General features: G+C 75.5%; 20 protein-coding genes and 1 tRNA gene. 14 read left to right on the plus strand and 7 right to left on the minus strand.

The genetic code is table 11. The annotated features are described in order from the left end of the window. Positions 1 to 50: 50 nt before the first annotated feature. Complete coding sequence (locus tag ACWCP2_RS30500) at positions 51 to 1,334, minus strand: MFS transporter (RefSeq protein WP_450911785.1); 1,284 nt, start codon at positions 1,332 to 1,334, stop codon at positions 51 to 53. An 82-nt stretch (positions 1,335 to 1,416) separates the two neighbouring features. Between ACWCP2_RS30500 and treY the strand changes: the two genes are divergently transcribed. Continuing rightward, positions 1,417 to 3,768, plus strand: a complete 2,352-nt coding sequence (gene treY / locus ACWCP2_RS30505) for a malto-oligosyltrehalose synthase (protein ID WP_450911786.1) — start codon at positions 1,417 to 1,419, stop codon at positions 3,766 to 3,768. Positions 3,769 to 3,851: 83 nt separating this feature from the next. Next, positions 3,852 to 5,171: a M14 family zinc carboxypeptidase gene (locus ACWCP2_RS30510; protein ID WP_450911787.1), complete on the plus strand. Its 1,320-nt coding sequence runs from the start codon at positions 3,852 to 3,854 to the stop codon at positions 5,169 to 5,171. 44 nt (positions 5,172 to 5,215) lie between these two features. Here the strand turns inward: ACWCP2_RS30510 and ACWCP2_RS30515 are convergent, their stop codons facing one another. Further along, entirely contained in the window at positions 5,216 to 5,686 is a 471-nt protein-coding gene (locus tag ACWCP2_RS30515) for an N-acetyltransferase family protein (protein WP_450911788.1), read from the minus strand. A gap of 97 nt (positions 5,687 to 5,783) precedes the next feature. After that, entirely contained in the window at positions 5,784 to 6,347 is a 564-nt protein-coding gene (locus ACWCP2_RS30520) for an FHA domain-containing protein (protein WP_450911789.1), read from the minus strand. 112 nt (positions 6,348 to 6,459) lie between these two features. On the opposite strand from ACWCP2_RS30520, the gene treZ reads away from it, so the two are divergent. Continuing rightward, positions 6,460 to 8,310, plus strand: coding sequence for a malto-oligosyltrehalose trehalohydrolase (gene treZ, locus ACWCP2_RS30525; protein WP_450911790.1), 1,851 nt, complete (start codon positions 6,460 to 6,462; stop codon positions 8,308 to 8,310). A gap of 43 nt (positions 8,311 to 8,353) precedes the next feature. After that, positions 8,354 to 9,121: a class I SAM-dependent methyltransferase gene (locus ACWCP2_RS30530; RefSeq protein ID WP_450911791.1), complete on the plus strand. Its 768-nt coding sequence runs from the start codon at positions 8,354 to 8,356 to the stop codon at positions 9,119 to 9,121. 36 nt (positions 9,122 to 9,157) lie between these two features. Here the strand turns inward: ACWCP2_RS30530 and ACWCP2_RS30535 are convergent, their stop codons facing one another. Further along, positions 9,158 to 10,279, minus strand: a complete 1,122-nt coding sequence (locus tag ACWCP2_RS30535; RefSeq protein WP_450911792.1) for a M24 family metallopeptidase — start codon at positions 10,277 to 10,279, stop codon at positions 9,158 to 9,160. Positions 10,280 to 10,449: 170 nt separating this feature from the next. Between ACWCP2_RS30535 and ACWCP2_RS30540 the strand changes: the two genes are divergently transcribed. Then, a tRNA-His gene (locus tag ACWCP2_RS30540) sits at positions 10,450 to 10,522 on the plus strand. Positions 10,523 to 10,669: 147 nt separating this feature from the next. Then, a complete protein-coding gene (locus ACWCP2_RS30545; RefSeq protein WP_450911793.1) occupies positions 10,670 to 11,794 on the plus strand; it encodes an alpha/beta hydrolase in 1,125 nt (374 codons plus the stop codon). 21 nt (positions 11,795 to 11,815) lie between these two features. Here the strand turns inward: ACWCP2_RS30545 and ACWCP2_RS30550 are convergent, their stop codons facing one another. Together ACWCP2_RS30550 and ACWCP2_RS30555 are read right to left on the minus strand one after the other, a co-directional pair. Next, positions 11,816 to 12,571 carry an alpha/beta fold hydrolase gene (locus ACWCP2_RS30550; protein WP_450911794.1) on the minus strand — a complete coding sequence of 252 codons (756 nt, stop codon included), beginning with the start codon at positions 12,569 to 12,571 and terminating at the stop codon, positions 11,816 to 11,818. A gap of 180 nt (positions 12,572 to 12,751) precedes the next feature. Continuing rightward, positions 12,752 to 14,815: a phosphocholine-specific phospholipase C gene (locus ACWCP2_RS30555; RefSeq protein ID WP_450911795.1), complete on the minus strand. Its 2,064-nt coding sequence runs from the start codon at positions 14,813 to 14,815 to the stop codon at positions 12,752 to 12,754. Between the two features lie 280 nt (positions 14,816 to 15,095). On the opposite strand from ACWCP2_RS30555, the gene ACWCP2_RS30560 reads away from it, so the two are divergent. From ACWCP2_RS30560 to ACWCP2_RS30595, 8 genes are all read left to right on the plus strand, one after another. Then, positions 15,096 to 16,124, plus strand: coding sequence for a 3-oxoacyl-ACP synthase III family protein (locus ACWCP2_RS30560; RefSeq protein ID WP_450911796.1), 1,029 nt, complete (start codon positions 15,096 to 15,098; stop codon positions 16,122 to 16,124). Continuing rightward, positions 16,121 to 16,873 (plus strand): glycosyltransferase family 2 protein, encoded by a 753-nt coding sequence (locus tag ACWCP2_RS30565; RefSeq protein WP_450911797.1) that lies wholly within the window; start codon positions 16,121 to 16,123, stop codon positions 16,871 to 16,873. Before ACWCP2_RS30560 ends, ACWCP2_RS30565 begins: the two co-directional genes overlap by 4 nt. After that, positions 16,873 to 18,600, plus strand: coding sequence for a class I adenylate-forming enzyme family protein (locus tag ACWCP2_RS30570; protein ID WP_450911798.1), 1,728 nt, complete (start codon positions 16,873 to 16,875; stop codon positions 18,598 to 18,600). Before ACWCP2_RS30565 ends, ACWCP2_RS30570 begins: the two co-directional genes overlap by 1 nt. A 152-nt stretch (positions 18,601 to 18,752) precedes the next feature. Next, entirely contained in the window at positions 18,753 to 19,493 is a 741-nt protein-coding gene (locus ACWCP2_RS30575; protein WP_450911799.1) for a YhjD/YihY/BrkB family envelope integrity protein, read from the plus strand. After that, a complete protein-coding gene (locus ACWCP2_RS30580) occupies positions 19,490 to 20,248 on the plus strand; it encodes a glycosyltransferase family 2 protein (RefSeq protein WP_450911800.1) in 759 nt (252 codons plus the stop codon). Before ACWCP2_RS30575 ends, ACWCP2_RS30580 begins: the two co-directional genes overlap by 4 nt. Next, positions 20,245 to 21,420, plus strand: a complete 1,176-nt coding sequence (locus tag ACWCP2_RS30585; protein WP_450911801.1) for a cytochrome P450 — start codon at positions 20,245 to 20,247, stop codon at positions 21,418 to 21,420. The genes ACWCP2_RS30580 and ACWCP2_RS30585 overlap by 4 nt, the downstream gene beginning before the upstream one ends. Next, a complete protein-coding gene (locus ACWCP2_RS30590) occupies positions 21,417 to 22,343 on the plus strand; it encodes an NAD-dependent epimerase/dehydratase family protein (protein ID WP_450911802.1) in 927 nt (308 codons plus the stop codon). Before ACWCP2_RS30585 ends, ACWCP2_RS30590 begins: the two co-directional genes overlap by 4 nt. Before the next feature lie 148 nt (positions 22,344 to 22,491). Further along, positions 22,492 to 23,145: a hypothetical protein gene (locus ACWCP2_RS30595; protein WP_450911803.1), complete on the plus strand. Its 654-nt coding sequence runs from the start codon at positions 22,492 to 22,494 to the stop codon at positions 23,143 to 23,145. Between the two features lie 146 nt (positions 23,146 to 23,291). On the opposite strand, the gene msrB is transcribed toward ACWCP2_RS30595, so the two are convergent. Then, positions 23,292 to 23,708 (minus strand): peptide-methionine (R)-S-oxide reductase MsrB, encoded by a 417-nt coding sequence (gene msrB / locus ACWCP2_RS30600; protein ID WP_450911804.1) that lies wholly within the window; start codon positions 23,706 to 23,708, stop codon positions 23,292 to 23,294. Positions 23,709 to 23,738: the final 30 nt, after the last annotated feature.

Below are 23,738 nucleotides of genomic sequence, written 5' to 3' on the forward strand. Positions count from 1 at the left end.
TCCGGCGCCCGGCGCGGGCGCCCGTTCCGGCACCCGGGGCGGGCGCCGCCTCAGTGCCCGGCGTAGGCGGCGCCTTCCAGGACGGCGTCCGGGCGGGCGCCCCCGCCGGCGGCCACCGGGGCGTGCGCGCGGGCCGACGGGACCTTGGTGACCAGGGCCAGGACCAGGCACAGGGCGGCGGCCCCCACGGCCACCGCGAAGGCCGCGGAGGGCCCGTACCACTCGGCGAGCCGACCGGAGACGGCGAGCGAGGCGGCCTGGCCGGCGACGAGCGAGCTGGCGGCGAAGGCCATCGACTCGGCGAGCCGGCAGGGGCTCACCGCACGCTCGGTGATCGCGAACGCGGTGATCAGGTGCGGGGCGTAGGCGGCTCCGAGCACGGTGACGACCACGTACAGCGGCCACAGGGTCTGCGTGAAGAGCAGCGGTACGGACAGCACGAGCGCGGCGGCCGTGGCCCAGCGCCAGCGCAGCCGCAGCCCGAAGCGGGCGGGCAGCGCGCCGAGCGAGAGCCCGACGGCGGCGCTGACGACGCCCATGGCCGCGTACACGATGCCGGCCTGGCCGGGGACGCCCAACTGTGCGGTCAGGGCGGCGATTCCGGCCTGGCAGGCGCCGAACATGGCGCCCTGCAGGGCGAGGGAGCCCCGTACGGCGAAGACCACGCGCGGCGGGCGGACCCGGGTGCGGTCCTTCTCCCGGCGGACTCCCGCGGGCACTCCGGCCGTGACGGCGGCGGTCGGGTGCAGTGCGTAGAGGCTGCCGAAGACGGCGACGAGGGCGGCCGCGCCGCCGAGGGCGACGGCCGGGTGCAGGGCCAGGGTGGCCAGGCCCACGAGGGCGGGCCCGAAGACGAAGGAGACCTCGTCCAGGGTGCCTTCGAGGGAGTGGATGGCCCCCACGACGCCCTCGTCGGACTTGGCGCGGTGGGCCAGGGCCACGGAGCGGGTCCGGGCGAGCGGTCCGATCAGCGGGACGGAGGCCCCGGTGACGAAGCCGATCGCGGCGAGCGGGACGGTGGCGAGGTCGCAGAGCGCCCCGGCCACCAGGGCCGCGGTCGCCACCGCGTTGACGGCGGCGGCCGTCAGGACGACGGAACGCTGGCCGTGACGGTCGGCGAGCCGGCCCAGGACGGGCCCGAAGACCACCTGTCCGGCGGAAAGGGTGCCGCCGACTATGCCGGCGGTGGCGAGGGAGCCGCTGGTCTCGGCGACGAGGAGGACGCTGCCGAACTGCGACATCGCGACGGGCAGTCGGGCGAGGAAGGAAACGAGCGGGAGTAGGGGCCCGGTCAGGGCGATGACTCTTCGATAGGTGTTGACGGTTCCAAACACTTGAGCAACGTTAACCCGGCGCAGTCACCCGGATGCATTGGGTCATGGCACGGAATCCCGCATCCTGGGTACGTACGTTCTCATGAGCCTGCCCCCGCGCACCGGTCGCACGAGTCCCGAGTCCAGCCGTGAGTTCAGCCGGCCGGAATCCGATGGACCACCGGCCGTCACCCCGGCGTCCACCTACCGCCTTCAGCTGCGCCCCGAGTTCACCTTCGGTGACGCGCAGGCCGTCGTCCCGTACCTCGCCTCGCTCGGAGTCTCCCACCTGCACTTGTCCCCCGTCCTGGAGGCGGTGCCCGGCTCGGCCCACGGGTACGACGTCACCGACCACACCCGGGTCCGGGCGGAGCTCGGCGGGGAGGACGGGCTGCGGGCCCTGGCCGCCGAGGCCCGGGCCCACGGGCTCGCACTGGTGCTCGACATCGTGCCGAACCACATGGCGCTGCCCGCGCCGCTCCGCCTGAACCGGCCCCTGTGGGAGGTGGCCCGGGAGGGCCCCGGCTCGCCGTACGCGCGCTGGTTCGACATCGACTGGGAGGCGGGCGGGGGGCAGCTGCTGCTGCCCGTGCTCGCGGAGCCGCTGGATCCGGACGGGATCAAGGTCGACGGGCGGGGCGATCGCGGCGTCCTGCGGATCGGGGAGCTGGAATTCCCCCTGCGGGAGGGCACGGCCGGGCTGGAGCCGGCGGCGCTGCTCGCCGCCCAGTGGTACCGGCCGGCCTGCTGGCGCGAGGCCCGGACGGGCCTCAACTACCGCCGCTTCTTCACCATTTCGGAGCTCATCGGGGTGCGCGTCGAGGATCCCGAGGTGTTCGGCGTCACCCACGCCAAGGTGCTGGAGCTGGTCCGGGACGGGGTCGTCGAGGGGCTGCGGATCGACCACGTGGACGGCCTGGCGGACCCCGAGGGCTACCTGCGGCGCCTGCGGGACGCGGTCGGCGGGGGCTGCTGGGTGGTGGTCGAGAAGATCCTGGCCCGCGAGGAACGGCTGGCTCCCGCCTGGCCGGTGGCCGGCACCACCGGGTACGACGCGCTGTACCGGGTGGACGGGGTACTGACCGACCCGGCCGGGGCCGCCCGGCTCGACGTGCGCTTCCGGGAGGCGACCGGACAGCCCCGCTGGGAGGTGACGGCCTCGGCGGCCGCCCGGGAGGTCCTGACCGGCGACCTGGCCGCCGAGCTGGCCACCCTGGAGCGGCTGGCCGGCCCGGAACTCGCCGTAGCCGTGCGGGAGCTGCTCATCGCCTATCCCGTCTACCGCCCCTACCCCGGCGATCCGCAGCCCGCCCCCGAGGCCGTGGAGCGGGCCGCCGCGGAGGCCGGTGCGGCCCCGGTGGCCGGCGTACGCGCGCTCCTGCTGCGGGACCCGGCCTTCGCGGCCCGCTTCGCCCAGACCTCGGCGGCCCTGCGCGCCAAGTCCCTGGAGGACCGGGCCTTCTACCGGTACGCCCCGCTGCTGTCGGCCACCGAGGTGGGCGGGGATCCGGGGGCTCCGGCGGTCACGGTGGCGGAGTTCCACGCGTACTGCGCCGAGCGGGCGCGGCTGTGGCCCCGCTCCGGGACGGTGCTGACCACGCACGACACGAAGCGCAGCGCGGACGTCCGGGCACGGATCTCGGCGCTCTCGCAGGACCCGGGGTCCGTACCGGCGCCGGCCGGGGCGGACCCCCAACTCGCCTGGGTGGCCTGGCAGACGGCCTTCGGGCTCGGTGCCGACGGGCCCGCCGGGGAACGCGCCGACCGCCTCGTGGAGGCCCTGCTGAAGGCAGTCCGCGAAGCCGCCCTGCGCACCACGTGGACCGAGCAGGACCCCGCGTACGAGGCCACCGTCCCGGCACACCTCCCGGCGGCCGTCCCGGAGCCGGCCGGCGCGCTGGCCGCCGCGGCCCGCGCCAACCTGCTCGGCGCTGCGCTGCTGCATCTGGCGATGCCCGGGGTCCCGGAGGTCTACCAGGGCTCCGAGACGGAGTACCGGGCCCTGGTCGACCCGGACAACCGGCGGCCCGCCGTCTTCCCCCGGGAGGCCCTGGCCCGGCTGGACGCGGGGGCCGCGCCGTCCGGCACGGCGGAGGAGAAGCTCGCCCTCACCGCCGCCCTGCTGCGGCTGCGGCGGAGCCGGCCCGAGCTGTTCGCCGGCTACGCACCGCTGCCCGCCCGGGGCCCGGCGGCGGAGCACTGCGTGGCCTTCGCCCGCCCGGCCGGCCTGGTGGCGGTGGCCACCCGGCTCCCGTACGGCCTGGCCGGGGCGGGCGGCTGGCGCGAGACGACCCTGCCCCTGCCGCCGGGGCGCTGGCGGCGGCTGCCGCTCCTCGGGGCGGGGACGGGAGCACCGGCCGGAGCCTCGTACACCGGGGAGCTGCCGCTCGCGGAACTCCTCGGCGACGCCACCCCGGTGGCCGTCCTCCTCCGGGAGGACCCGGACCGGGGGTGACACCCCGGCCCGGCGCGGTGCGGTGTGTGCCCGGACCAGGCGAATGCGGCTAGGGCGGGCTCCCGGCGGGAATGGGATCACCTGTGACCCTCATCCGTGACATGTGCTACCCCACACCCCACGAACTGGCCCTGGCCGCACGCGCCCTGGCCGATGAACACCCCGCCCTGGCCCGGCTGCGCCAGATCGGCGCCTCCCGGGCCGGGGAACCGCTGTGGCTCCTCTCCGTGGGCTCCATGCCCAAGGCCAAGGCCACGCCCACGCCCACGCCCACGGCGGCCAACGTGCTCGTCGTCGCCGGCGCGCACGCCAACGAGCCCGTCGGCGGGGCCACCGCCCTCGCGCTCGCCCGGCACCTGGTCCGCGTACCCCCCACGGGAACGGCCTGGCACTTCCTGCTCTGCGCCGATCCCGACGGCGCGGCCCTGCACCGCACGCCCCGCCCGTACTCCCTGCTCGACTACCACCGGAACTTCTTCCGGCCGCCCGGTCCCGAACAGCCCGAATGGGCGCCGTCTTTACTGCCCCCCGACCGCCTCCCGCCGGAGACCCTCGCCCTGACCCGGCTCATCGACGAACTCCGGCCCGCCCTCCAGGTCTCCCTGCACGGAACGGATCTCGGCGGCTCCTGGGTGCAGCTGACCCGGGACATACCCGGGCTCGCCGAGCCCTTCGGCAAATCGGCCGCCGACCTGCGCATTCCGGTGGAGACCAGCGCCTCCGACGCCTCGGGCTGGCCCTCGCCGGGGGCGGGGATCTTCGTGATGCCCGAGCCCGGGACCACGGCCGACGGGCCGTTCCACCCCGAGGACACCCGGCTCAGCACCTGGTACCACGCCCACCGCCACGCCGGCACCACCGCGATCGTCGAAGTCCCCACGTGGGCCTCGGACCTGGTGGACGACCCGGCCCCGCACCCCGACCCCCGCGCCGCCCTGCGGCTCCTGGCCGGCCGGCTCACCGCCGACGCCGCCCGGGTGGCGGACCTGCGCGAGGGCGCGGCCGGCGGTACGGATCCGGTGGGCGGCACCGGTCCGGCCGGCGGTACGGATCCCGCCGCCGCGGCCCTGCTGCGGGCGGTGGACTGGACGCTCGCGCTGATCCCGCGGATCGCCGCCGAGTGGACGGGTCCCGGGGCCCCCGCCGAGGCGACGGCGGCGTACATCGGCAGCATCGACGCCTTCGGCCGAAGGCTGTCGCTGCGCGCCGCGGCGATGCTGCTGCGGGTGCTGCGCGCCCAGGGCCACCCGGCGGCGCCGGCCGTGGACCGGCTCGTCACGGGGTGGTGCGAGGAGTTCGCGGACCGTTTCCAGGCCCGCTGGGTCCCGGTGGCCACGCAGGTGGAGCACCAGTCCCGGGTCGTCCTGGCCGCCTACGAGCGGCTCGTGGCGGCGGGCCGGTAGGCCGGGAGGCGGGAGGCGGGAGGCGGGAGGCAGCCCCGCGCGGCCTACTCCACCGGCAGGGCGTACCGGAGCTTCGGCTTGCCGGTGGCCCCGAGCCGGTCGTAGAAGCGGATCGCGCCCTCGTTCCAGTCGGGCGTCTGCCACTCGACGTGGCCGAGGCCCAGCTCGCGGGCGAGTGCGGCCACCCCGTCCATCAGGGCGGCGCCGAGACCGTGTCCGCGGGCCTCCTCGGCCAGGTAGAGGCAGTCCATGTGGAGGTAGTGGCGGGCCTCCCAGAAGGAGAACTCGGCCGAGCAGGCGGCGTACCCGGCGACCTCGCCCCGCGGTGTCTCGGCCAGCAGCACCCACAGCCGGGCCCCCTCGGCGAACAACTGCGCGCCGAGCCGGTCACCGAGACCGGCCGGACGGGGCGCGGACCTCTCGTACACCATGTGCTCGCGCATGAGTTCGACCAGGCGGGGCAGGTCATCGGGGCGCGCGGGCCGTACGACGGGGGCGGCAGACGTGTGTTCCATGGGTGCCATCCTCCGCACGCCCCGCATCCGGCCGCCACCCGGGTCCCGGACCGGCCCCCGTACGCCCGGCCGCGGTCCCGGCCCGCGGCCGCGGACCTCAGCCGCCCGTCAGCCGGAAGCTCATCCGTCCGAAGCCGATCTGGTCCCCGTCCCGCACCACCGCCGAGCCCGTCACCCGCCGCCCGTTGACCGTGGTCCCGTTCGTCGAGCCGAGGTCCCGCACCACCCAGACCCCGTCGCGGATCGACAGTTCCGCGTGGGCCCGCGAGACCGTCTCGTGGCTCAGGCGCAGGCCGTTGCCCGGGTCGCGGCCGATCCGCAGCGGTCCTGCGCTCGGGTGCGGGAGGAGCAGCGGGGGCAGTTTCTCCACGGCCCACGCCCGCCGTACGCCCACGGACACCGCCGAGACCCGCCCCACCCAGCCGAAGAGCCGCCGGGTCCACGGGCTCTCCCCGGCCCCCCTGCCCTCCAGGTCCGCGGTGAGCACCGCGAGGTCCTCGGAGCGCCGGGCCACGAGGGCGAGTTCCATGCGGCGCAGGAACGTGTCGTGCGACAGCTTCCCGACGGCGGCGCCCTCCCTGAGCTGGCCCAGGGCGCGGTCGCGCTCGGCGTCGGAGAGCCGCGGCGCGGGGAAGGAGGGGAACTCGAAACTCGACGTCACCAGGTGATTGTCGGCCTGTCGGGGGCAGAGTGTCCAGAACTCCCGCGCCCGGCCGGAGATGATGGGCAGGACACGCAGGTTGGGGTAGCGCCGCCAGACGAGGGGACCGTCCGTGCAGTTCGAGGTGTGGGCACCGCTGACAGACCGGGTCGCACTGCGGCTCGACGGGGCCGCGTACGCGATGGCCCACGATCCGGAGCGCGCCGGCTGGTGGATCGTGGAGGCGCCGGCGCGGGACGGATCCCGCTACGGGTTCCAGCTGGGCGAGGGCCCGCCGGCGCTCTACCCCGGGGACGATCCGCGCGACCCGGTCCACCCCGGGCAGCACGCGGAACACCCCGGGCACGACGCCGCGCACCCCGACCACGTGCACCCCGTACGGCCCGATCCGCGCGGGCGGCGGCTGCCGGAGGGCACCGAGGGGCTCTCGGCCGTGGTCGACTTCGCCGCTCTCGTCCCCGGCGAGCCGGCCCCCTCGCCCCGGGTCGCGCTGCAGGACGCCGTCCTGTACGAGCTGCACGTCGGCACCTTCACCCGCGAGGGCACCTTCGACGCGGCCGCCGCCCGCCTCGGTCACCTCACCGCGCTCGGCATCACCCACGTCGAGCTGATGCCGGTCTGCCCCTTCCCCGGCCGGCACGGCTGGGGGTACGACGGGGTCGCGCCCTGGGCGGTGCACGAGCCGTACGGGGGCCCGGCCGGGCTGGTCCGGTTCGTGGAGGCCGCACACGCCGCCGGGCTCGGCGTGGTGCTCGACGTGGTCCACAACCACCTCGGCCCCTCCGGCAACCACCTCCCCGTCTTCGGCCCGTACTTCACCGAGACCCACCACACCCCCTGGGGCGCGGCGGTCAACCTGGACGCGCCCGGCTCCGACGAGGTGCGCGCGTACCTCCTGGGCAGCGCCCTGGCCTGGCTGCGCGACTACCGGATCGACGGGCTGCGGCTGGACGCGGTGCACGCGCTCGCCGACGACCGGGCGCTGACCTTCCTGGAGGAGCTGTCGGCGGCGGTGGACGAGCTGGCCGCGGAGACGGGCCGGCCGCTGTTCCTGATCGCGGAGTCCGACCAGTGCGATCCGCGCACCACGAACCCGCGCGCGGCGGGGGGCCTGGGCCTGCACGCGCAGTGGAACGACGACTTCCACCACGCCCTGCACTGCGCGCTGACGGGTGAGTCCCAGGCGTACTACGCGGACTTCGCGCAGGCCCCGCTCGGGGCGCTGGCCAAGACCATGACCCGGGCCTTCTTCCACGACGGGACCTGGTCCTCCTTCCGGGGCCGCCACCACGGCCGGGAGGTGGACCGCGGCCGCACCCCGGCGCACCGCTTCCTCGGCTACACCCAGACCCACGACCAGATCGGCAACCGCGCGCTGGGCGACCGGCTCGCGGCCTCGCTGTCCCCCGGGCTGCTGGCGTGCGCGGCGGCGGTGGCGCTGACGGGGCCGTTCGTGCCGATGCTGTTCATGGGCGAGGAGTGGGGCGCGGGCACCCCGTGGCAGTACTTCACCGACCATCCCGACGAGGAGCTCGCCGAGGCCGTACGGGTGGGCCGGCGGCGGGAGTTCGCGGAGCACGGCTGGAAGGCGGAGGAGATCCCCGACCCCCAGGACCCGGCCACCCGTGACCGCTCCTGCCTCGACTGGGCCGAGCCGGGGCAGGGGGCCCACGCCCGGCTGCTGGACTGGTACCGCACCCTGATCACGCTCCGCCGGACCCACTCCGACCTGCGCGATCCCGATCTGGCGGCGCTGCGGATCGCCCATGACGAGGAGCGCCGCTGGCTGACGTTCCGCCGGGGTGACGTCCGCGTGGTGGTGAACCTCTCCGGGGAGCCGGTCACCGTCGCGCTCGGCCGCAACGGGGTCCGGGTGCTGGCCGCCTGGCTGCCCGTCGAGCATCCGGACGCCGACGGGCGGGTCCACGTACCGGCCGAGTCGGCGGTGGTGCTGGGCCCGTAAACCCGGTGGCGGAGGCGCGCGGGTGTCTGGTGGGATCCGCTCCATGAAGATCGAATCAGCCGGCACCGACGGCACCTCCGCGAAGTACGACAGCATCGGGGCGGGTTACCGGCGGGCCCGCCGGCCCGATCCCCGGCTGGCCGCGGCGATCGGCCGCGCCCTGGGGGACGCCCGCCGCGTCGTCAACGTCGGTGCGGGCGCCGGGTCGTACGAGCCCGCCGACCGCGAGGTGACGGCGGTGGATCCCTCCCAGGTCATGCTCGACCAGCATCCGGGCACCCGGAAGATCAAGGGCGTTGCCGAGGAACTTCCCTTCGAGGACGGGGAGTTCGACGCGGCGATGGCCGTACTGACCGTCCACCACTGGCCGGACCCCGCGCGCGGGCTCGCGGAGCTGCGCCGGGTCTCGCGCCGCCAGGCCGTCTTCACCTGGGACCCGGACCACCGGCCGGAGCTGTGGCTCATCGAGGAATACCTGCCGGAGGTACGGGAGTTCGACCGCGGCCGCTTCACCCCGCTGTCCGAGGTGACCGAGGCGCTGGACGCGCACACCGTGCTGCCCTTCCCGATCCCGCACGATTTCACCGACGGCTTCCGGGCCGCCTACTGGCGCCGCCCCGAGTCCTACCTCGATCCGGTCGTACGGGCCTCCATGTCCACCTTGGCGACCCTGCCGCCCTCACTCCTGGAACCGGCGGTGGCCCGGCTCCGCGAAGACCTCCGGTCGGGAGCCTGGCAGCGGCGCCACGCCGGCCTGCTGGAGCGGGAGAGCGTCGACTACGGCTACCGCCTGGTCCTCGCCGGGGACTGAGCCCCGGCGAGGAGGCGGCGGCCGCCGCGGCCGCGGCTACTCCACGAGGGCGAGCTCCCGGGAGGCGTTGTTGAAGCTGCGGCAGCCGCTGTCGGTGACCGTGATGATGTCCTCGATCCGGACCCCGAACCGCCCCGGGAGGTAGATCCCCGGCTCCACGGAGAAGCACATCCCCGCGACGAGGGGCTGCTCCTCCCCCTCCACCATGTACGGCGGCTCGTGCGTGGTGACTCCGATGCCGTGGCCGGTGCGGTGGATGAACCGCTCGCCGTAGCCGAACTCGGTGATCACCGCGCGGGCGGCCCGGTCCACGTCCTGGCAGGCGGCCCCGGGACGGGCCGCCGCCACGCCCGCCAGCTGGGCCTCGCGGACGATGTCGTGGACGCGCTGCTCCTCCTCCGTGGGCTCGCCGACGTGGACGGTACGGGAGATGTCGGAGCCGTAGCCGTGCTTGAGGCCGCCGAAGTCGAGGACCACCATGTCCCCGTGCCGGATGACCCGGTCACCGGCTTCGTGGTGCGGGTTGGCCCCGTTCGGGCCGGAGCCGACGACGGTGAAGTCGACCTGGGAGTGGCCGTGCACGCGCAGCAGCGCGTCCAGGTCGGCGGCGACGTCGCTCTCCCGGCGCCCCGCGAAGGGGACGTGGAGGATCTGCTCGTACGCGGCGTCCGCCGCCTCGCCGGCCGCCGCGAGCCGGGCCAGCTCGCGCTCGTCCTTGACCGCGCGCAGCATCGGCAGCGCGTCGCTCAGCGAGGCGTACGAGGTGGACGGCAGCTCCCGCTGCAGGCCCAGCAGGTGCAGCGCCCAGGCGTTGTCGCTGACCCCGAAGCGGCCGGTCACGTCCAGCAGCGGCGAGGTCACGGCGTACGGGTTCCTCCCGTCGGCCCAGTCCCTGAGGGTCAGCGCGCCCGCGCCGGGGGCCTTCGCCGCGTCGGGCGCTTCCAGTGCGGGGACGACGAGGACGGGGTCCTGCCCGGCGGCGAGGACGAGCAGGGTCATCCGCTCGGTGTCGACGGGCCGGTACCCGGTGAGGTGGGCCAGGTCGGGCCCGGGGGCGACCAGCAGGCCTGCCAGCCCCGCGTCGGCGGCGGCCTGCGCGGCGGCGGCCATCCGGGCGGCGTAGTCGGCGGCCGTGAAGGGATCGAAGTCGTGGTCCATGCCGCGATCCTCCCGCGCCCCGCCCCCGCCCGGCAGGGGGCCGCGCCGATCGGCCCGGGGCTGCCCGCGCGCCGCCCGCTGCGCGGAGCCGGAAAAGGCGTCGCGGGAGCACCCCGCTGATCAGCTATGCTGTGCTTGCACATCGAACGGGTGGTCCGCCGCCCTTCGTGGTGGGTGTAGCTCAGTTGGTAGAGCACCTGGTTGTGGTCCAGGTGGCCGCGGGTTCAAGTCCCGTCACTCACCCTGTTGATCCCGTGGGGGTCGCGAGTTCTCCTCGCGGCCCCCACGGGTTTTTTCGTTCCCCCGCTGGAGTGGCGCGCCCCGGCCGGCGGGAGCGGCGCGTCGATGACGGCCGGGCCCGCCCCGCGGAGGCCTGGCAGGATCAATCGCATGAAATGGGACATCGGGGGTGCCCCGGCGCTGTTCCTCGCCGCCTTCGTGGCGGCCGCGGTGTTCGGGGCCGCGGTGTGGCTGTGGCCCCGGCTCGCGAGGCCCGGGGTGCGGCCGGTGCTGGGGCGGGCCGGGATCCAGCTCGCCATCACCCTGACGACCGGGTCGGCGCTGCTCCTCGCGGTGAACTCCTCGTACGGCTTCTACGGCTCCTGGCGCGACCTGCTGTCCCTGCGCCGCGAGGACCCGGTGCCGGCCGGCGCGGACATCTCGGGGCGGGCGGCGGTGCTGGTGCGGGGGACCCACTCGTGGCGGCACGCCGGCTCCGACGATCCCGCGGTGATCGGCCGGATCGAGGCGGTGACCGTGCGCGGGGCCCGCAGCGGGCTGTCGGGGCAGGGCTACGTGTACCTGCCGCCGCAGTACGTGCACGCGTCGGCCGGTCGGCGGGCGGAGTTCCCGGTGGTGCTGGCGCTGAGCGGGTTCCCGAGTACGCCGGGGGTGCTGATCGACCGGCTGCGGTACCCGCAGCTCGCGCTGGACGCGGTACGGGCGGGCCGGATGCGGCCGGCGGTGCTGGTCCTGATGACCCCGACGGTGGCGCCGCCCAGGGACACCCAGTGCGTGGACGTACCGGGCGGGCCGCAGGCGCAGACCTTCTTCGCGCGGGACCTGCGGGCGGCGGTCGCCTCGTACTACGGCCTCGCCCGGGATGCCCGGGGGTGGGGCGTGATGGGAAATTCGGTGGGCGGCTACTGCGCGCTGAAGCTGGCCCTGCGCGCGCCGGACGCCTACCGGGCGGCGGCCGCGCTGTCGGCCCCGTACGCGGCCGCGCGCGACGCCGACACCGGCGACCTGTTCGGCGGCGACGCGGGCCGCAGGCAGCAGGACGACCTGCTGTGGCGGCTGCGGAACCTGCCGCAGCCGCCGGTGTCCCTGCTGGTGGCGAGCAGCCGCACGGGCGAGCACCAGTACCCGCAGACGCTGGAGTTCATCGACGCGGTACGGGCGCCCGCGCGGGCGTCCTCGATCATCCTGGCGAGCGGCGGCCACAGCTACGAGACCTGGGCGCGCGAGGTGCCGTCGGCCCTGGAGTGGCTGGTGGGACGGCTGAGCCCGCATTGAGGGACGCTCCCGCGCGCCGCCCTACCCGCGCAGGAAGGCCTCCACCTCGGTGGCGAAGGCCACCGGTGTCTCGTGCGGCGGGTAGTGGCCGGCGCCGGGCAGCGGCTGGATGCGGCAGTTCGGGTACGAGACCTGCCAGGTGGACCGCATGAAGTCCACCGTGAGCGCGAGGTCGTACTCCCCGACGAGGACCAGCACCGGGACGGTGCTGCCCTTGACGGCGGCGGACAGGTCGAGCGGCTGCCAGCTCGCCAGGTACGCGGCGAAGGCCTCCGGCCGGGACACGTCGAGGGAGTGCGCGACCATCCGCTCCAGCCAGTACGGGCTCGCGCGCCGGCCGGTGACGATGTCGAGGATGGCGCGGCGGTTGTCCGCGCTGGCGGCGGCCCCGTGGAAGAGGTCGTGGGTGGCGTCGTCCATCTCGTAGGGGCCGGCGGGGACCGGGTTGACGCCGATCAGCTTCTCGACCCGCTCGGGGGCGCGCACCAGGACCTGCTGCATCGCCTTGCCGCCCATGGAGTGGCCGAGGAGGGAGAAGGTGTCCCAGCCGAGCTCGTCGGCGAGCGCGAGGACGTCGTCGGCGATCTCGGGGAGCGCGTACCGGCCGGGGACGTCCCTGCGGTCGCCGTAGCCGCGGTAGTCGAGGAAGGCGTACGAGAACTCCCGCGGGTCCAGGTGGTCCAGTACGGAACCCCAGTTGGCGGACGTGCCGAACCAGTCGTGCAGCACGATGACGCGGACGGGGCCGGTGCCGGTCCTGCGGTGGGCGATGGCCATGCGTTCTCCCTCGGTGACGGGGCGGAAGGAACTGCCGCGGTACGTCCTTCCCACCGCGCCCGCCGTCACACCGTGGCGGGCCCCGCTGCTCCGGCACGCCGCAGCCACCGTCCCCGTGACCTCCCGGTCCGGGAGCGGTGGCTGCCGCGCATGCGGGACGACCGCGTCGGGACGACCGCGTCAGACGGTCTTGATCGCCGGGTCCGAGACTCCCGCCGCGCCCGTCTCCACGTGGCCGGCGAAGCGGCGCAGGAAGGTGGCGTCGGCGTCGGAGACGACCGTGACGTCGTACCAGCGGGCCGTGGCGGACAGGGCCACGGTGTGGGCGACGGTGGCGCCCGCCGCGACGCGCACGACCTGGGCCGCGCCGCCGTAGGCGTTGGTGACGGTCAGGTTGACGGCCGCCGTGCCCCCGTTGGCCAGGGACAGGACCAGATTGCCGGTGGCCTTGTCGTGGCGGGCCGTGGCCTCGGGGCCGGCCTTCTTCGCCGGGCCCTTCCAGGTGCGCAGGAAGCCGTTCGGACCCCAGACCGTGAGGTTGATCTGGTTGCCGGTGGAGCTGCTCGTGCTCCAGGTGTCCGACAGGGTCTTGCCCGCCTCGACCGTGTAGGGCCAGGGGCCGTCCGTACGGTTGCCGGAGGTGCTGTGGAAGTGGGCGCCGAGGGAGGGACCCGAGGAGAAGGTCAGGGTGAACTTGCCCGTGGAGACGGTGGCCTTGCCGTCCACGTACGGCTCGTAGCCCAGGGCGCGCGTCGGCTTGGCGCCGGCTTCCTGCTTGGGCAGGGTGCCCGTCGCGGGCGGGGCCGGGTTGTAGGACGCGTGACGGTTCTTGTCCGGCGGTACGTACGCGGCCGTGGACGGCAGGGCGGCGGGCGCGGAGTCGGCCCGGGTGAAGTCGAAGGCCGAGGTCAGGTCGCCGCAGACCGCGCGGCGCCACGGGGAGATGTTGGGCTCCTGCACGCCGAAGCGCTTCTCCATGAAGCGGATCACCGAGGTGTGGTCGAAGGTCTCGGAGCAGACGTAGCCGCCCTTGCTCCACGGGGAGACCACGATCATCGGGACGCGGGGGCCGAGCCCGTACGGGCCGGCGGCGTAGCCCGAGACGTTCCCGGTGTACAGGTCGCCGGTGACGCTCGCCGTGGACAGGCCCCAGGAGGCGGACGCGGGCGGGTACGGCGGGACGACGTGGTCGAAGAAGCCGTCGTTCTCGTCGTAGGTGATGAACAGGGCCGTCTTCGCCCACACGTCCGGGTTCGCGGTCAGCGAGTCCAGGACCTGCGAGATGTACCAGGCGCCGAAGTTCGTGGGCCAGTTGGCGTGCTCGCTGAACGCCTCCGGGGCGGCGATCCAGGAGACCTGCGGGAGCGTGCCGTTCACGACGTCCGCGCGCAGCTTGTCGAAGTAGGTGCCGCCCGCCTTGACGTCGGTGCCCGTACGGGCCTTCTCGTACAGGGCGCTGCCGGGCTGGGCGTTGCGGAAGCTGTTGAAGTACAGCAGCGAGTTGTCGCCGTAGTTGCCGCGGAAGGCGTCGTTGATCCAGCCCCAGGATCCGGCGGCGTTCAGGCCGTCGCCGATGTCCTGGTAGACCTTCCAGGAGACGCCGGCCGACTCCAGGCGCTCGGGGTAGGTCTTCCAGCCGTAGCCGGCTTCCTGGTTGCCGAGGACCGGGCCGCCGCCCACGCCGTCGTTGCCCGTGTAACCCGACCACAGGTAGTAGCGGTTGGGGTCGGTGGCGCCGATGAAGGAGCAGTGGTAGGCGTCGCACACCGTGAAGGCGTCGGCGAGCGCGTAGTGGAACGGGATGTCGTTCCGGGTCATGTACGCCATGGTCGTGGCCGTCTTGGCCGGGACCCACTTGTCGTACTTGCCGTTGTTGTACGCCTGGTGGCCGCCGGCCCAGTCGTGGTTCAGCCCCGTCAGGAACTGCATGCCGAGGTCGTTGATCTGCGGGTTGAAGGGCAGGATGTCCTTCGTGCCGTTGGACTGGTAGAAGACGGACTTGCCGTTGTCCTGGACGACCGGCCTCGGGTCCCCGAAGCCGCGGACCCCCTTCATCGCACCGAAGTAGTGGTCGAAGGAACGGTTCTCCTGCATGAGGACGACGATGTGCTCGATGTCCTGGATGGTGCCGGTACTGCCCTGGGCCGAAATCGCGGCGGCCCGCGCGATGCTCTCGTTCAGCATCGTGACGGCGGCGGCGCCACCGGCGATCTGCAGGAACCTGCGCCGATTCAATTCAGTCATGGAGAACGACCTCTGCGGGTGAGACGGGTGCGGGGGGATGTCGTGGGCGCCCCAAGAACAGCGGCCCCGGGGTACCGGTCGGCATTGCTTTCATGACAGTGAGCCGTACACCTGGAGAACGGAATACCTCGTCAGACGGTTCGTGCCCCGCGTGCCACGTGTGTCCGGAATCGTCTCCTCCGTTCGGTGGCCGGGCCGTCCCCGGTACTCACGCGGCCCGGCGGGCGGGTTGAGCATCCGTACTCAGGACCGGGGCCGGCCCGCGCGTCATCGTGGAGGCATGCCGAATCAGCCATCCGTACCGCACCCGCGGCCCCGCGCCGGGATCACCGCCGTCGCCGGCGTCCTGCCCGCGGACGTCCTCTCCTCCGACCGGCTCCAGCGCGAGATCGCCGACCGGGCCGCGATCGCGCTGCCGCCCCGGCTGCTGACCCAGGCCACCGGGATCCGCACCCGCCGGATCGCCGCCGACGGGGTGTACGCCTCCACGCTCGCGGTGGCCGCGGCCCGCCGGGCGCTGGACCGCGCCGGGCTCGAGGCAGCCGACATCGACCTGCTGCTCTTCGCCTCCGCCTCCCGTGACGTCGCCGAGCCCGCCACCGCGCACATCGTGCAGGCGGAACTCGGCACGCGGGCGCACGCCTTGGACGTCACCAACGCGTGCAACAGCTTCGTCAACGGCATCGACCTCGCCCGCGCCATGATCCTCGCCGGCCGGGCCCGGCGGGCCCTGGTGGTCACCGGGGAGACCCCGAGCCGGGCCGTGCGGACGGCGCCCGCCGACTTCGCCGAGTTCCGCGCCGGCTTCGCCGGCTACACCTTCGGCGACGCGGGGGCCGCGGTCGTCGTGGAGCCCGTGGAACGCGGCGGGATCCTCGACGTGGACACCGAGACCCACTCCGAGCACTGGCGGGTCGGGGGCATACCGGGCGGCGGCTCGCGCCACCCGCGCGGGGACGCGTACACGTACTTCCGCGGCGACGGGCACGAACTGCGCGGGGTCTTCGAGAAGGTGGGCACCGCCGTCATCGACCGGACCCTGCACCGTACGGGCATGGACTGGGACGGCTTCTCGAAGGTGCTCGTGCACCAGGTGACCGTGCCGTACCTGGAGCGGTTCGCCGAGCTGACCGGGGTGCCGGCCGGAAAGCTGGTGGTGACCGTGCCCGAGCTCGGCAACATCGCGAGCGCCACGATCGGGGTGCAGCTCGACCGGATATTCGGCGAACTGAGCAGCGGGGAGCGGGTGTTGTTCGTCGGGCTCGGCGGCGGGATCAGCATCATGACGATGGTCTGGGAGAAGTCGTGAGCGCGCCCGGGCGGCTGTGGGTGGTGGTCCCCGCGCACGAGGAGGAGGCCCGGCTCGCCGCCACCCTCGCCGCGCTCGCCCGCCAACGGGACCGGGATTTCACCCTGTTGGTCGTCGACAACGACTCGGCCGACCGCACGGGCGCCGTGGCCCGGGAGTTCGCGGCGGGCGCCCCCTTCGCGGTGGAGGTCATCGAGGAACCCGAGAAGGGCGTCGGCTCCGCCGTGGACACCGGCTTCCGGTACGCGATCGGACGCGGCGCGACCCTGCTCGCCCGCACCGACGCCGACTGCCTGCCCCACCCGGGGTGGACGGGCGCGGCGCGCGCGGCGCTGGCCCGCCGCCCCGGGCTGGTGTGCGGGCGGATCGTGGCCCGCCGCGACGAGCACGGCCCCCTGGGGCGGGCCGGGTTCGCGGTCCTCGTACGGCTCGCCGCGCTCTTCGGCCGGCTGCGGCCCGAGCACGCGCGGCGCCGCGGCTACCGCGCCCCGTACCGGATGCACGCCGGGAACAACATGGCCATCACCGCCGAGCTGTACCTGGCCGTCGGCGGGATGCCCCGGCGCCCCTCCCCCACCGACCGGCTCTTCCTCAACGCGGTCCGCCGCCACACCGACCGGATCACCCACTGCCGGGCCATGGTCGTGGAGAACTCCACGCGCCGGCTGATGGCGTACGGGATCGCCGGCACGGCCCGCTGGTACCTCGGCCGCGGCAGCGGCCCGCACGGAACGGACGACCCCCGCTGATGCTGGACCGCCTCGACCACGCCCTGCGCGCCCGCCCCGAGCGGCCCGCCGTCCTGACCGCCACCCGTACGGGAGCCACCCGGACCGCCGCGACGCGCGGGGAACTCGCCGAACTGTCCGACGCGTTCGCCGCCGCCCTGTACGCCCGCGGGCTGCGGGCCGGGGACACCGTCGCAGTCGCCGTGCGCCCCGGCCCGCGGGCGCTCGCCGTGCTGCTCGCGCTGTGGCGGCTCGGTCTGCGCGGGGCCGTCCTGGACCCGGGAGCCGGACCCGATGTGCTGCGCGCCCGGCTGGCTTCGGCGCGGCCCGCGCTCGTACTGGCCGACGCCGCCGCGCAGGCGGTGGCGGGGTGGGCGCGGCCGCTGGCCCGGCGGGCGGCCGGGCTGGAACTCCCGGAGCTGGCCGGGCTGGGCGCGCCGGTGGCCACGGTCGGGCGGCGGCTGCCGGGGTGCGCGCCCGCACTGGACCGGCATGCGGGGCGGCTCGGGGTGCCCGCGCGGTTCGCGGGCGGCGGGGACGCCGACGCCGTCATCGTGTTCACCTCCGGGACCACCGCGCGGCCCCGGGCCGTGGTGCACACGCGGGCGAGTCTGGCCGCCGGGATGGAGACGGTGGCGACCCTCTTCTCCCCTTCTCCGGGGGAGAGTTCGGCCTCCGGTGCGGGCGCCGGCCCCGTGCTCGGCGGTACCTTCTTCGTGCTCGTCCCCTCCCTCGTGCGCGGCGCCCCCGTGGCCCTGCCGGCCCGTTCGCCCCGGGTCCTGGCCCGCCAACTGGCCCGGCTGGCACCCCGGGACACCTACCTGACCCCGCCGCAGCTCCGGGACGCGCTGCGGGCGGGCGCCCGCTTCCGCGGCCGGGTGTGGACCGGCTCTGCTCCGGCGAGCGCGGAACTGCTGCGCCGCGTGCGGGAGTCGGGGGCCGATGAGGCCTGGGGGGTGTACGCGCTGACCGAGCTGTTCCCGGCCGCCGCGGTGGAGTCCCGGGAGAAGGCCGCCCACGAGGGCCCGGGCGACCTGGCCGGAGCCCCGCTGCCCGGTGTGCGCGCCGAGTGCGGCGCCGACGGGCAGCTGCTGCTGGCCGGCCCCGGGGCCCGGCACCGCTACCTCGGCGAGGAGCCCGATCCGTGGGTGCGTACGGGGGACCGGGGCCGCCTGGACGGGTCGGGCCGGATCGTGCTGGAGGGCAGGGCCAAGGACATGGTGCTGCGCCGGGCCGAGAACATCTACCCGGGCCTGTACGAACCGTCCCTGCACGTCCCGGGGGTGGAGCTGGCGCTGCTCGTGGGGATCCCGGCGGACGGCGGCGACCGCCACGGCCGCGGCACCGGCACCGATGGCAGCGCCGACTACGGCGACGAGCGGCTCGTGGCCGTAGTCCAGCCCTGCCACGGCGCCGCCGAGTCCGCGCTGCGGTCCGCGCTGGCGGGCCCGCTGCGCCGGATGGGCAAGGCCGCGCCCGACGCCCTGCTGTTCGCGCGGATCCCGCTGTCGGGCCGCTCCCGCAAACCGGACCGCACGGCAACGGCAGCCCTGGCGGCCCACCGCCTGACCCCCGGCCCCGGCTCCAGCCGCAGCTCGGGCACCGGCTCCGGCCCCCGCTCTGGCTCCAGCACCTGCCCCGGCCCCGCCTCCGGCTCCAGCTCGGACTCCCGCTCCGCCCCCGGCTCCGGCCCCGGCTCGGGCTCCCGCTCCGCCCCGGGCCCCGGCCCCGCACGGGGTGCCCCGTGATGGACGCGCCGTCCGCGTGGCGGGCCCGCGCTCGCGCCGTCCGGGAGCGGGTCGGGGCGTCCTCCCCACCCCGCCCCCGGAGGGGATCGCACGTCCCCCTGGCCGCCGGCACGCCCCGGCGGGCCCGCGTCGCGGCCGTCCGGGAGCGGGTCATGGCCTCCCATCGCCGCTACACCCGGGCCAACGGCGACGCCCTCGCGGGTTCGCTCACGTACGCCCTGTTCGTCGGGACGGCCCCGGCGGTCCTGCTGCTCGGTTCGCTGGCCGGCCGGGCCGGGGCGGGCGCGGACGGGGTCCGGCGGGTTGTGGACGGGCTGGCCGCGGCCCTGCTGCCCGCCGCCGCGGCTCCACTGGCCGCACGGCTGCCGACCGCGGCCCCGCACTGGCGGCCGCTGCTCGCCCTCACCCTCGGCTGGTCGGTGGTGCGGACGACCCGGGCCCTGCGCACGGGCGTCCGGGCCATGTGCGGGCAGAACGCGGGCAGCGGAAACCCGGTGCGCGACGCGGCCCGCGACATCGCGGGAGCGGCCGCACTGTGCCTCGCGGGCAGTGCCGTCGCCGTCGTGGTGACGGCGGGCGGCCCGGCCCTGACCGTCCCCGCGCTGTGGGCGCTGTTCTCGGCCGTGCTGTGGCTCGCCCCGCGCCCGGCACCCGGCAGGCCCCGCCCGGGCGCCGTCGCGGGTCCGGCGCTGGCGGCCGCGCTGGCCTGCCGGCTGCTCCTCCTCGCCGCGGGCCCCTACGCCGCCGCGACCGCCGCCCTGCACGGCGAGCTCTACCACCGGGCCGGGCCGCTGATCGGACTCCTCGTCTGGTGCGGCCTGTGCGCCCGGGTCCTGCTCCGCGCGGCCTCCTGGGCCGCCACCACCAACTCACCTGAAGGAGCATCGCGTTGACGAACCTGTGGGTGGTCGTGCCCGCGTACAACGAGGCGGCGGCCATCGGGGCGGCCCTGGCCGCGCTCGCCGCGCAGCACGACACCGGATTCACCCTCGTGGTCGTGGACAACGCCTCCACCGACGGAACCGCCCTGGCCGTACGGGACTTCGCGCGCTCGGCGCCCTTCCCCGTCGAGCTCGTCGCGGAGGCGCGGCCCGGCGCCGGAACCGCCGCCGACACGGGTTTCCGCCACGCCATCGCCGCCGGCGCCACCCACCTGCTGCGCACCGACGCCGACTGCCTGCCCGCCCCGGACTGGACGGCCGTCGCGAAGGCGGAGTTCGGGCGGGGCGCCGACATGCTGTGCGGCCGCAGCGTGCCGCGCCGCGACGAGGGGCCCGGCCTCCTCGAAGCCCGGCTGCTGCCGGCGCTGATCCGGCTCACCTCGCTCTACGGCCGCTACCGGCCCGCCCACCGGCACCCGCGCTACCGCACCCCGTACGTCCTGTGCCACGGCCACAACCTGGGCATCACCGCCGGCCTCTACCTGCGCTGCGGCGGAACCCTCCGGGTACCGCTGCACGAGCGGTCCGAGGACGTGGCCCTGCTGAACCGGGCCCGCGAGCACAGCGACCGGATCGTCCGTGCGGAGCATCTGGTGGTGCAGAACAGCCTGCGCAGGCTGCGGAGTTGGGGCGCGCGCCGCACCCTGCTCTGGTACTGGGACCGGCGCTACCGGCCCGCCGACACCACGGAGGCACACGTCCGATGACCACCGACCCGATCCGCACCCGCCGCACCCGTACCCGGACCCGCACGGCGGCCGGGGCCCGAGCCCGCCGCCGGGACCGGCGGGTCTACCTGCGCTCGCACCCGTTCCTGTTCGCGCTACTCGCCGCCACCCGCGGGCGGCCCGTGCGCCGGCTCGGGCGCGGCACCCTGCTCGTCCACGGCACGGCGGCCTACCGGGAGGCGCTGACCCGGCTGCCGCTGGACCGCACCGCGCCCGGCACCACGGGCGGTGCGGCCCGGGCCGCCCGGGTGGAGGGCGTGCTCTTCGACCAGGAGGGCTCCGGCCACCGGACGGCCCGGCGGGAGCTCGCCGAGCTGCTCGGCGCGGCCGGGACCCGGGAACTGCGGGCGGCCTGGCACCCGTTGCTCCTGCGGCGGCTCGCGCCGCTGTCGCTCGGCGGCTCGGTGGACCTGGTCCCGCTGGCCCGGGAACTGGCCGGCTCGGTGGTGTACGCCCTGCTGGGCCCCGGCGACGGCTCCGGATCCGGATCCGGATCCGCGGGAGGCTCCCCCGGCTGCCCGCTCGCCCTCGCTCAGGCCGCCGCCGAGGCCGCGGCGGCCTCCGTGCGCAGCCACCTCCCCGGCCCGCCCCGCCCCGGCGCCGAGGCGGCCGCGGTCCGCGCCGCCGAGCGGCTGCGCGTGCTCCTGGGGCCGGGGGCGGACGCCCGGGCGGCGATGCTGGCGGTCGCGGCCGTCAACACCACTGTCGCGGCGCTGCCCCGGGCCGTGGCCTGGTGCGCCGACGCGGGGTTGTGGGACCAGGCGGCGGACCCGGAGCTGTGCCCCGCGCTGGCCGGTGAACTGCTGCGCGTGACGGCGGCCTCCCCGCTCCTCCCCCGGGTGGCCGCGGCCGGCGGCTCGGTCGGGGGCTGCCCGGTCCGGGCCGGGGACCGGCTGCTCCTGGTGGCCCGGCACGCGGCCGGGGCCCACCTGCGGGACCCCGACGGGCACCGCCCCGACGGGCCGGGCACGGCCCGCCTGGTCTTCGGCGCCGGGCCGCACGCCTGCCCCGGCGCCCGCCTGGCGCAGGAGCAACTGGCCGGCGTACTGGCGGCGCTGGCTCCGCACCGGCCGGTCGTGACCCGGGCCCGGGTGGACCGCCGGGCCGCCCTGCCCGGGTGGCGTTCGCTGGTCGTACGGGCGGCGGCATGACATCCCGTAGGCCGTCCGCCGCGGCCGGGACCCGGATCGCCGTCACGGGCGCGAGCGGCTTCTGCGGCGGGCACGTCGCCCGCGCCGCGGCGGCGGCCGGGGCCCACGTGGTCTGCGTGGGCCGCAGGCCGGGCCCGCTCGGGGAACACCGCTTCTGGGACGCGTCCCTCGGGGAGCCGGACCTCTCCGGTGTGGACCTCGTCGTGCACTGCGCGGCGGCGGTCGGCGATCCGGCCCCGGGCTCCCCCGCCGAGGCCGTCATGCATGCCGTCAACGTGACCGGCACCGAACGGCTGGTGCGGGCGGCGGGCGGCCGCCCGGTGGTGTGGGTCAGCAGCGCCAGCGTGTACGACCCCCGCCGGGACCGCACGCTCGTCCGCGAGGACCACCCGGTCGCGGGGCACCTGAACGCCTACGGCCGTACGAAGGCAGCCGGCGAGGCCCTGGCGCTGGCCGCCGGCGCGGTGGTGCTGCGCCCGCGCGCCGTGTACGGCCCCGGCGACACCCAGCTCCTGCCCCGGCTGCTCTCCCGGGTCCGCGCCGGGACCCTGTTCCTGCCGGGCCCGGACGTCCCGCTCAGCCTGACGGCGGTGGAGAACCTGGCCGCGGCCTGCCTGGCGGCTGCCGCCTGGCCCGCGGGCGCGTACAACATCGCGGACGCCCTCCCGTACCGGCGCGACGAGGCCGTCGCCGAGGTCCTGCGGGCCCACGGGGTCCGCGCCCGCGTACGCCACCTCCCGCCGGCCCTGGCGGCCCTCGCGGCCAGGGCCGCGGAAGCCCTGCCCACGCGCGAACCGCTGCTGAGCCGCTATGCGGTGGACCAGCTCGCGCACCCGGTGGTCCTGGACCTGACCCGGGCCCTGGCCCAGGGCTGGAGCCCGCACCGGACCCTGCCGGACCACCTCGCCACCCTGCGCGGGTGAGCCGGCGACTACGATCCGGACGGGATGAACGCACAGGCCACCGACGAGAACCGGGTGCAGGTGAGGCTCATCCGCAAGGACGGCCTGGTTCCCCCTTTCACCGTGCTCACCGCCATGCCGCACAACGGACCCCGGAAAGGTGGATCACGTGCAGCCGTCCCCTGCGGCGCTGTTCACCGGCGGCCCGGCGCTCCGGCTCGTCGATCTCGCCCTCTCGGTCCAGGACTCGGGCGGAAAGCTCTCCCTGGACGACGAGATCCGGCGCTACGTCCGGGTGGTCGGCAAGGACTGGACCGCCCAGTGGAACTGCCCGGTCCGCGTCGTGGCCGGCGTACTGGATTTCACCGCGGATCGCGTCGCACAATCCGGCACCCTGGCGCCCTTCCCGCCGGAATTCAGGGAAAAGGTGACCCGGGCCGCGGCCGGAATGGATCCCGCCGACTATCTGCGCACGCTCGCCGAACTGGTGCGGACGCTCGACCGCGAGCCGGCGCCCGAGTACGACGAGCTGCCGATGGCGGGCTGGGAATTCCTCCAGGCGTTCCCCCACCTCTTCGGGCTGGACGCCGTCCTCATGGACGAGGGGGACCTCCCGTTCGCGGACGTCGTCCGCAGGCGCGTGACCGCCGAGCATCCGTACTGCGCCGATCACGCCGTCGCCCTCACCACGGAGGCGCAGCGCGCCCTCGTGCTGTTCCCCGGCGAGCTCTGCCTCGCGGGACACCTCTCCTGGGGCACCCGCGACCGGCTGCGCGAGCTCATCGGCACCATCGACGACCACATGCGGCGCGAGCACGCATGACCCCCGCCCGGCTCGCCGAACGGGTTGGCCTGCTGCGCTGAACCGGGCCGACGCGGGCTGAAACGCACGGACCCGCTCCCGGCAGGGAGCGGGTCCGTCGTTCCGTCGGTCCGTCGTTCCGTCGGTCCGTCGGTCCGTCGGTCCGGTCAGCCCTCGGCGGCTGCCGCCGGGGTGAGCCGCAGGGAGATGCTGTTGATGCAGTACCGCTGGTCCGTGGGGGTCGGGTAGCCCTCGCCTTCGAAGACGTGGCCCAGGTGGGAGCCGCACTTCGCGCACAGGACCTCGGTGCGGACCATGCCGTGGGTGACGTCCGCCTTCAGTTCGACCGCGTCGGAGTCCTTCGGGTCGTAGAAGGACGGCCAGCCGCAGTGCGACTCGAACTTCTCCGTGGAGCGGAAGAGCTCGGAGCCGCAGGCGCGACAGCTGTAGACGCCCTCCGTCTTGGTGTCCGTGTACTCACCGCGGAAGGCGGGCTCGGTCCCGGCGAGGCGCAGCACCTGGTACTCGGACGGGGTCAGCTCCGCCTGCCACTGCTCGTCCGTCTTCTCTACCTCGTACGACATGACTGTTCTCCCGTGTTCCCGCTCTTCCCA

The sequence above is a fragment of the Streptomyces sp. NPDC002104 genome, from assembly GCF_053593795.1.

Excerpts from the sequence above, each read along its gene's own strand:
- ACWCP2_RS30555 (WP_450911795.1), bottom strand. The coding sequence starts at position 14,815 with ATGACTGAATTGAATCGGCGCAGGTTCCTGCAGATCGCCGGTGGCGCC.
- ACWCP2_RS30585 (WP_450911801.1), top strand. The coding sequence starts at position 20,245 with ATGACCACCGACCCGATCCGCACCCGCCGCACCCGTACCCGGACCCGC.
- ACWCP2_RS30550 (WP_450911794.1), bottom strand. The coding sequence starts at position 12,571 with ATGGCCATCGCCCACCGCAGGACCGGCACCGGCCCCGTCCGCGTCATC.
- treY (WP_450911786.1), top strand. The coding sequence starts at position 1,417 with ATGAGCCTGCCCCCGCGCACCGGTCGCACGAGTCCCGAGTCCAGCCGT.
- ACWCP2_RS30515 (WP_450911788.1), bottom strand. The coding sequence starts at position 5,686 with ATGGAACACACGTCTGCCGCCCCCGTCGTACGGCCCGCGCGCCCCGAT.
- msrB (WP_450911804.1), bottom strand. The coding sequence starts at position 23,708 with ATGTCGTACGAGGTAGAGAAGACGGACGAGCAGTGGCAGGCGGAGCTG.
- ACWCP2_RS30575 (WP_450911799.1), top strand. The coding sequence starts at position 18,753 with ATGGCCTCCCATCGCCGCTACACCCGGGCCAACGGCGACGCCCTCGCG.
- ACWCP2_RS30570 (WP_450911798.1), top strand. The coding sequence starts at position 16,873 with ATGCTGGACCGCCTCGACCACGCCCTGCGCGCCCGCCCCGAGCGGCCC.
- ACWCP2_RS30535 (WP_450911792.1), bottom strand. The coding sequence starts at position 10,279 with ATGGACCACGACTTCGATCCCTTCACGGCCGCCGACTACGCCGCCCGG.
- ACWCP2_RS30530 (WP_450911791.1), top strand. The coding sequence starts at position 8,354 with ATGAAGATCGAATCAGCCGGCACCGACGGCACCTCCGCGAAGTACGAC.
- ACWCP2_RS30560 (WP_450911796.1), top strand. The coding sequence starts at position 15,096 with ATGCCGAATCAGCCATCCGTACCGCACCCGCGGCCCCGCGCCGGGATC.
- ACWCP2_RS30545 (WP_450911793.1), top strand. The coding sequence starts at position 10,670 with ATGAAATGGGACATCGGGGGTGCCCCGGCGCTGTTCCTCGCCGCCTTC.
- ACWCP2_RS30590 (WP_450911802.1), top strand. The coding sequence starts at position 21,417 with ATGACATCCCGTAGGCCGTCCGCCGCGGCCGGGACCCGGATCGCCGTC.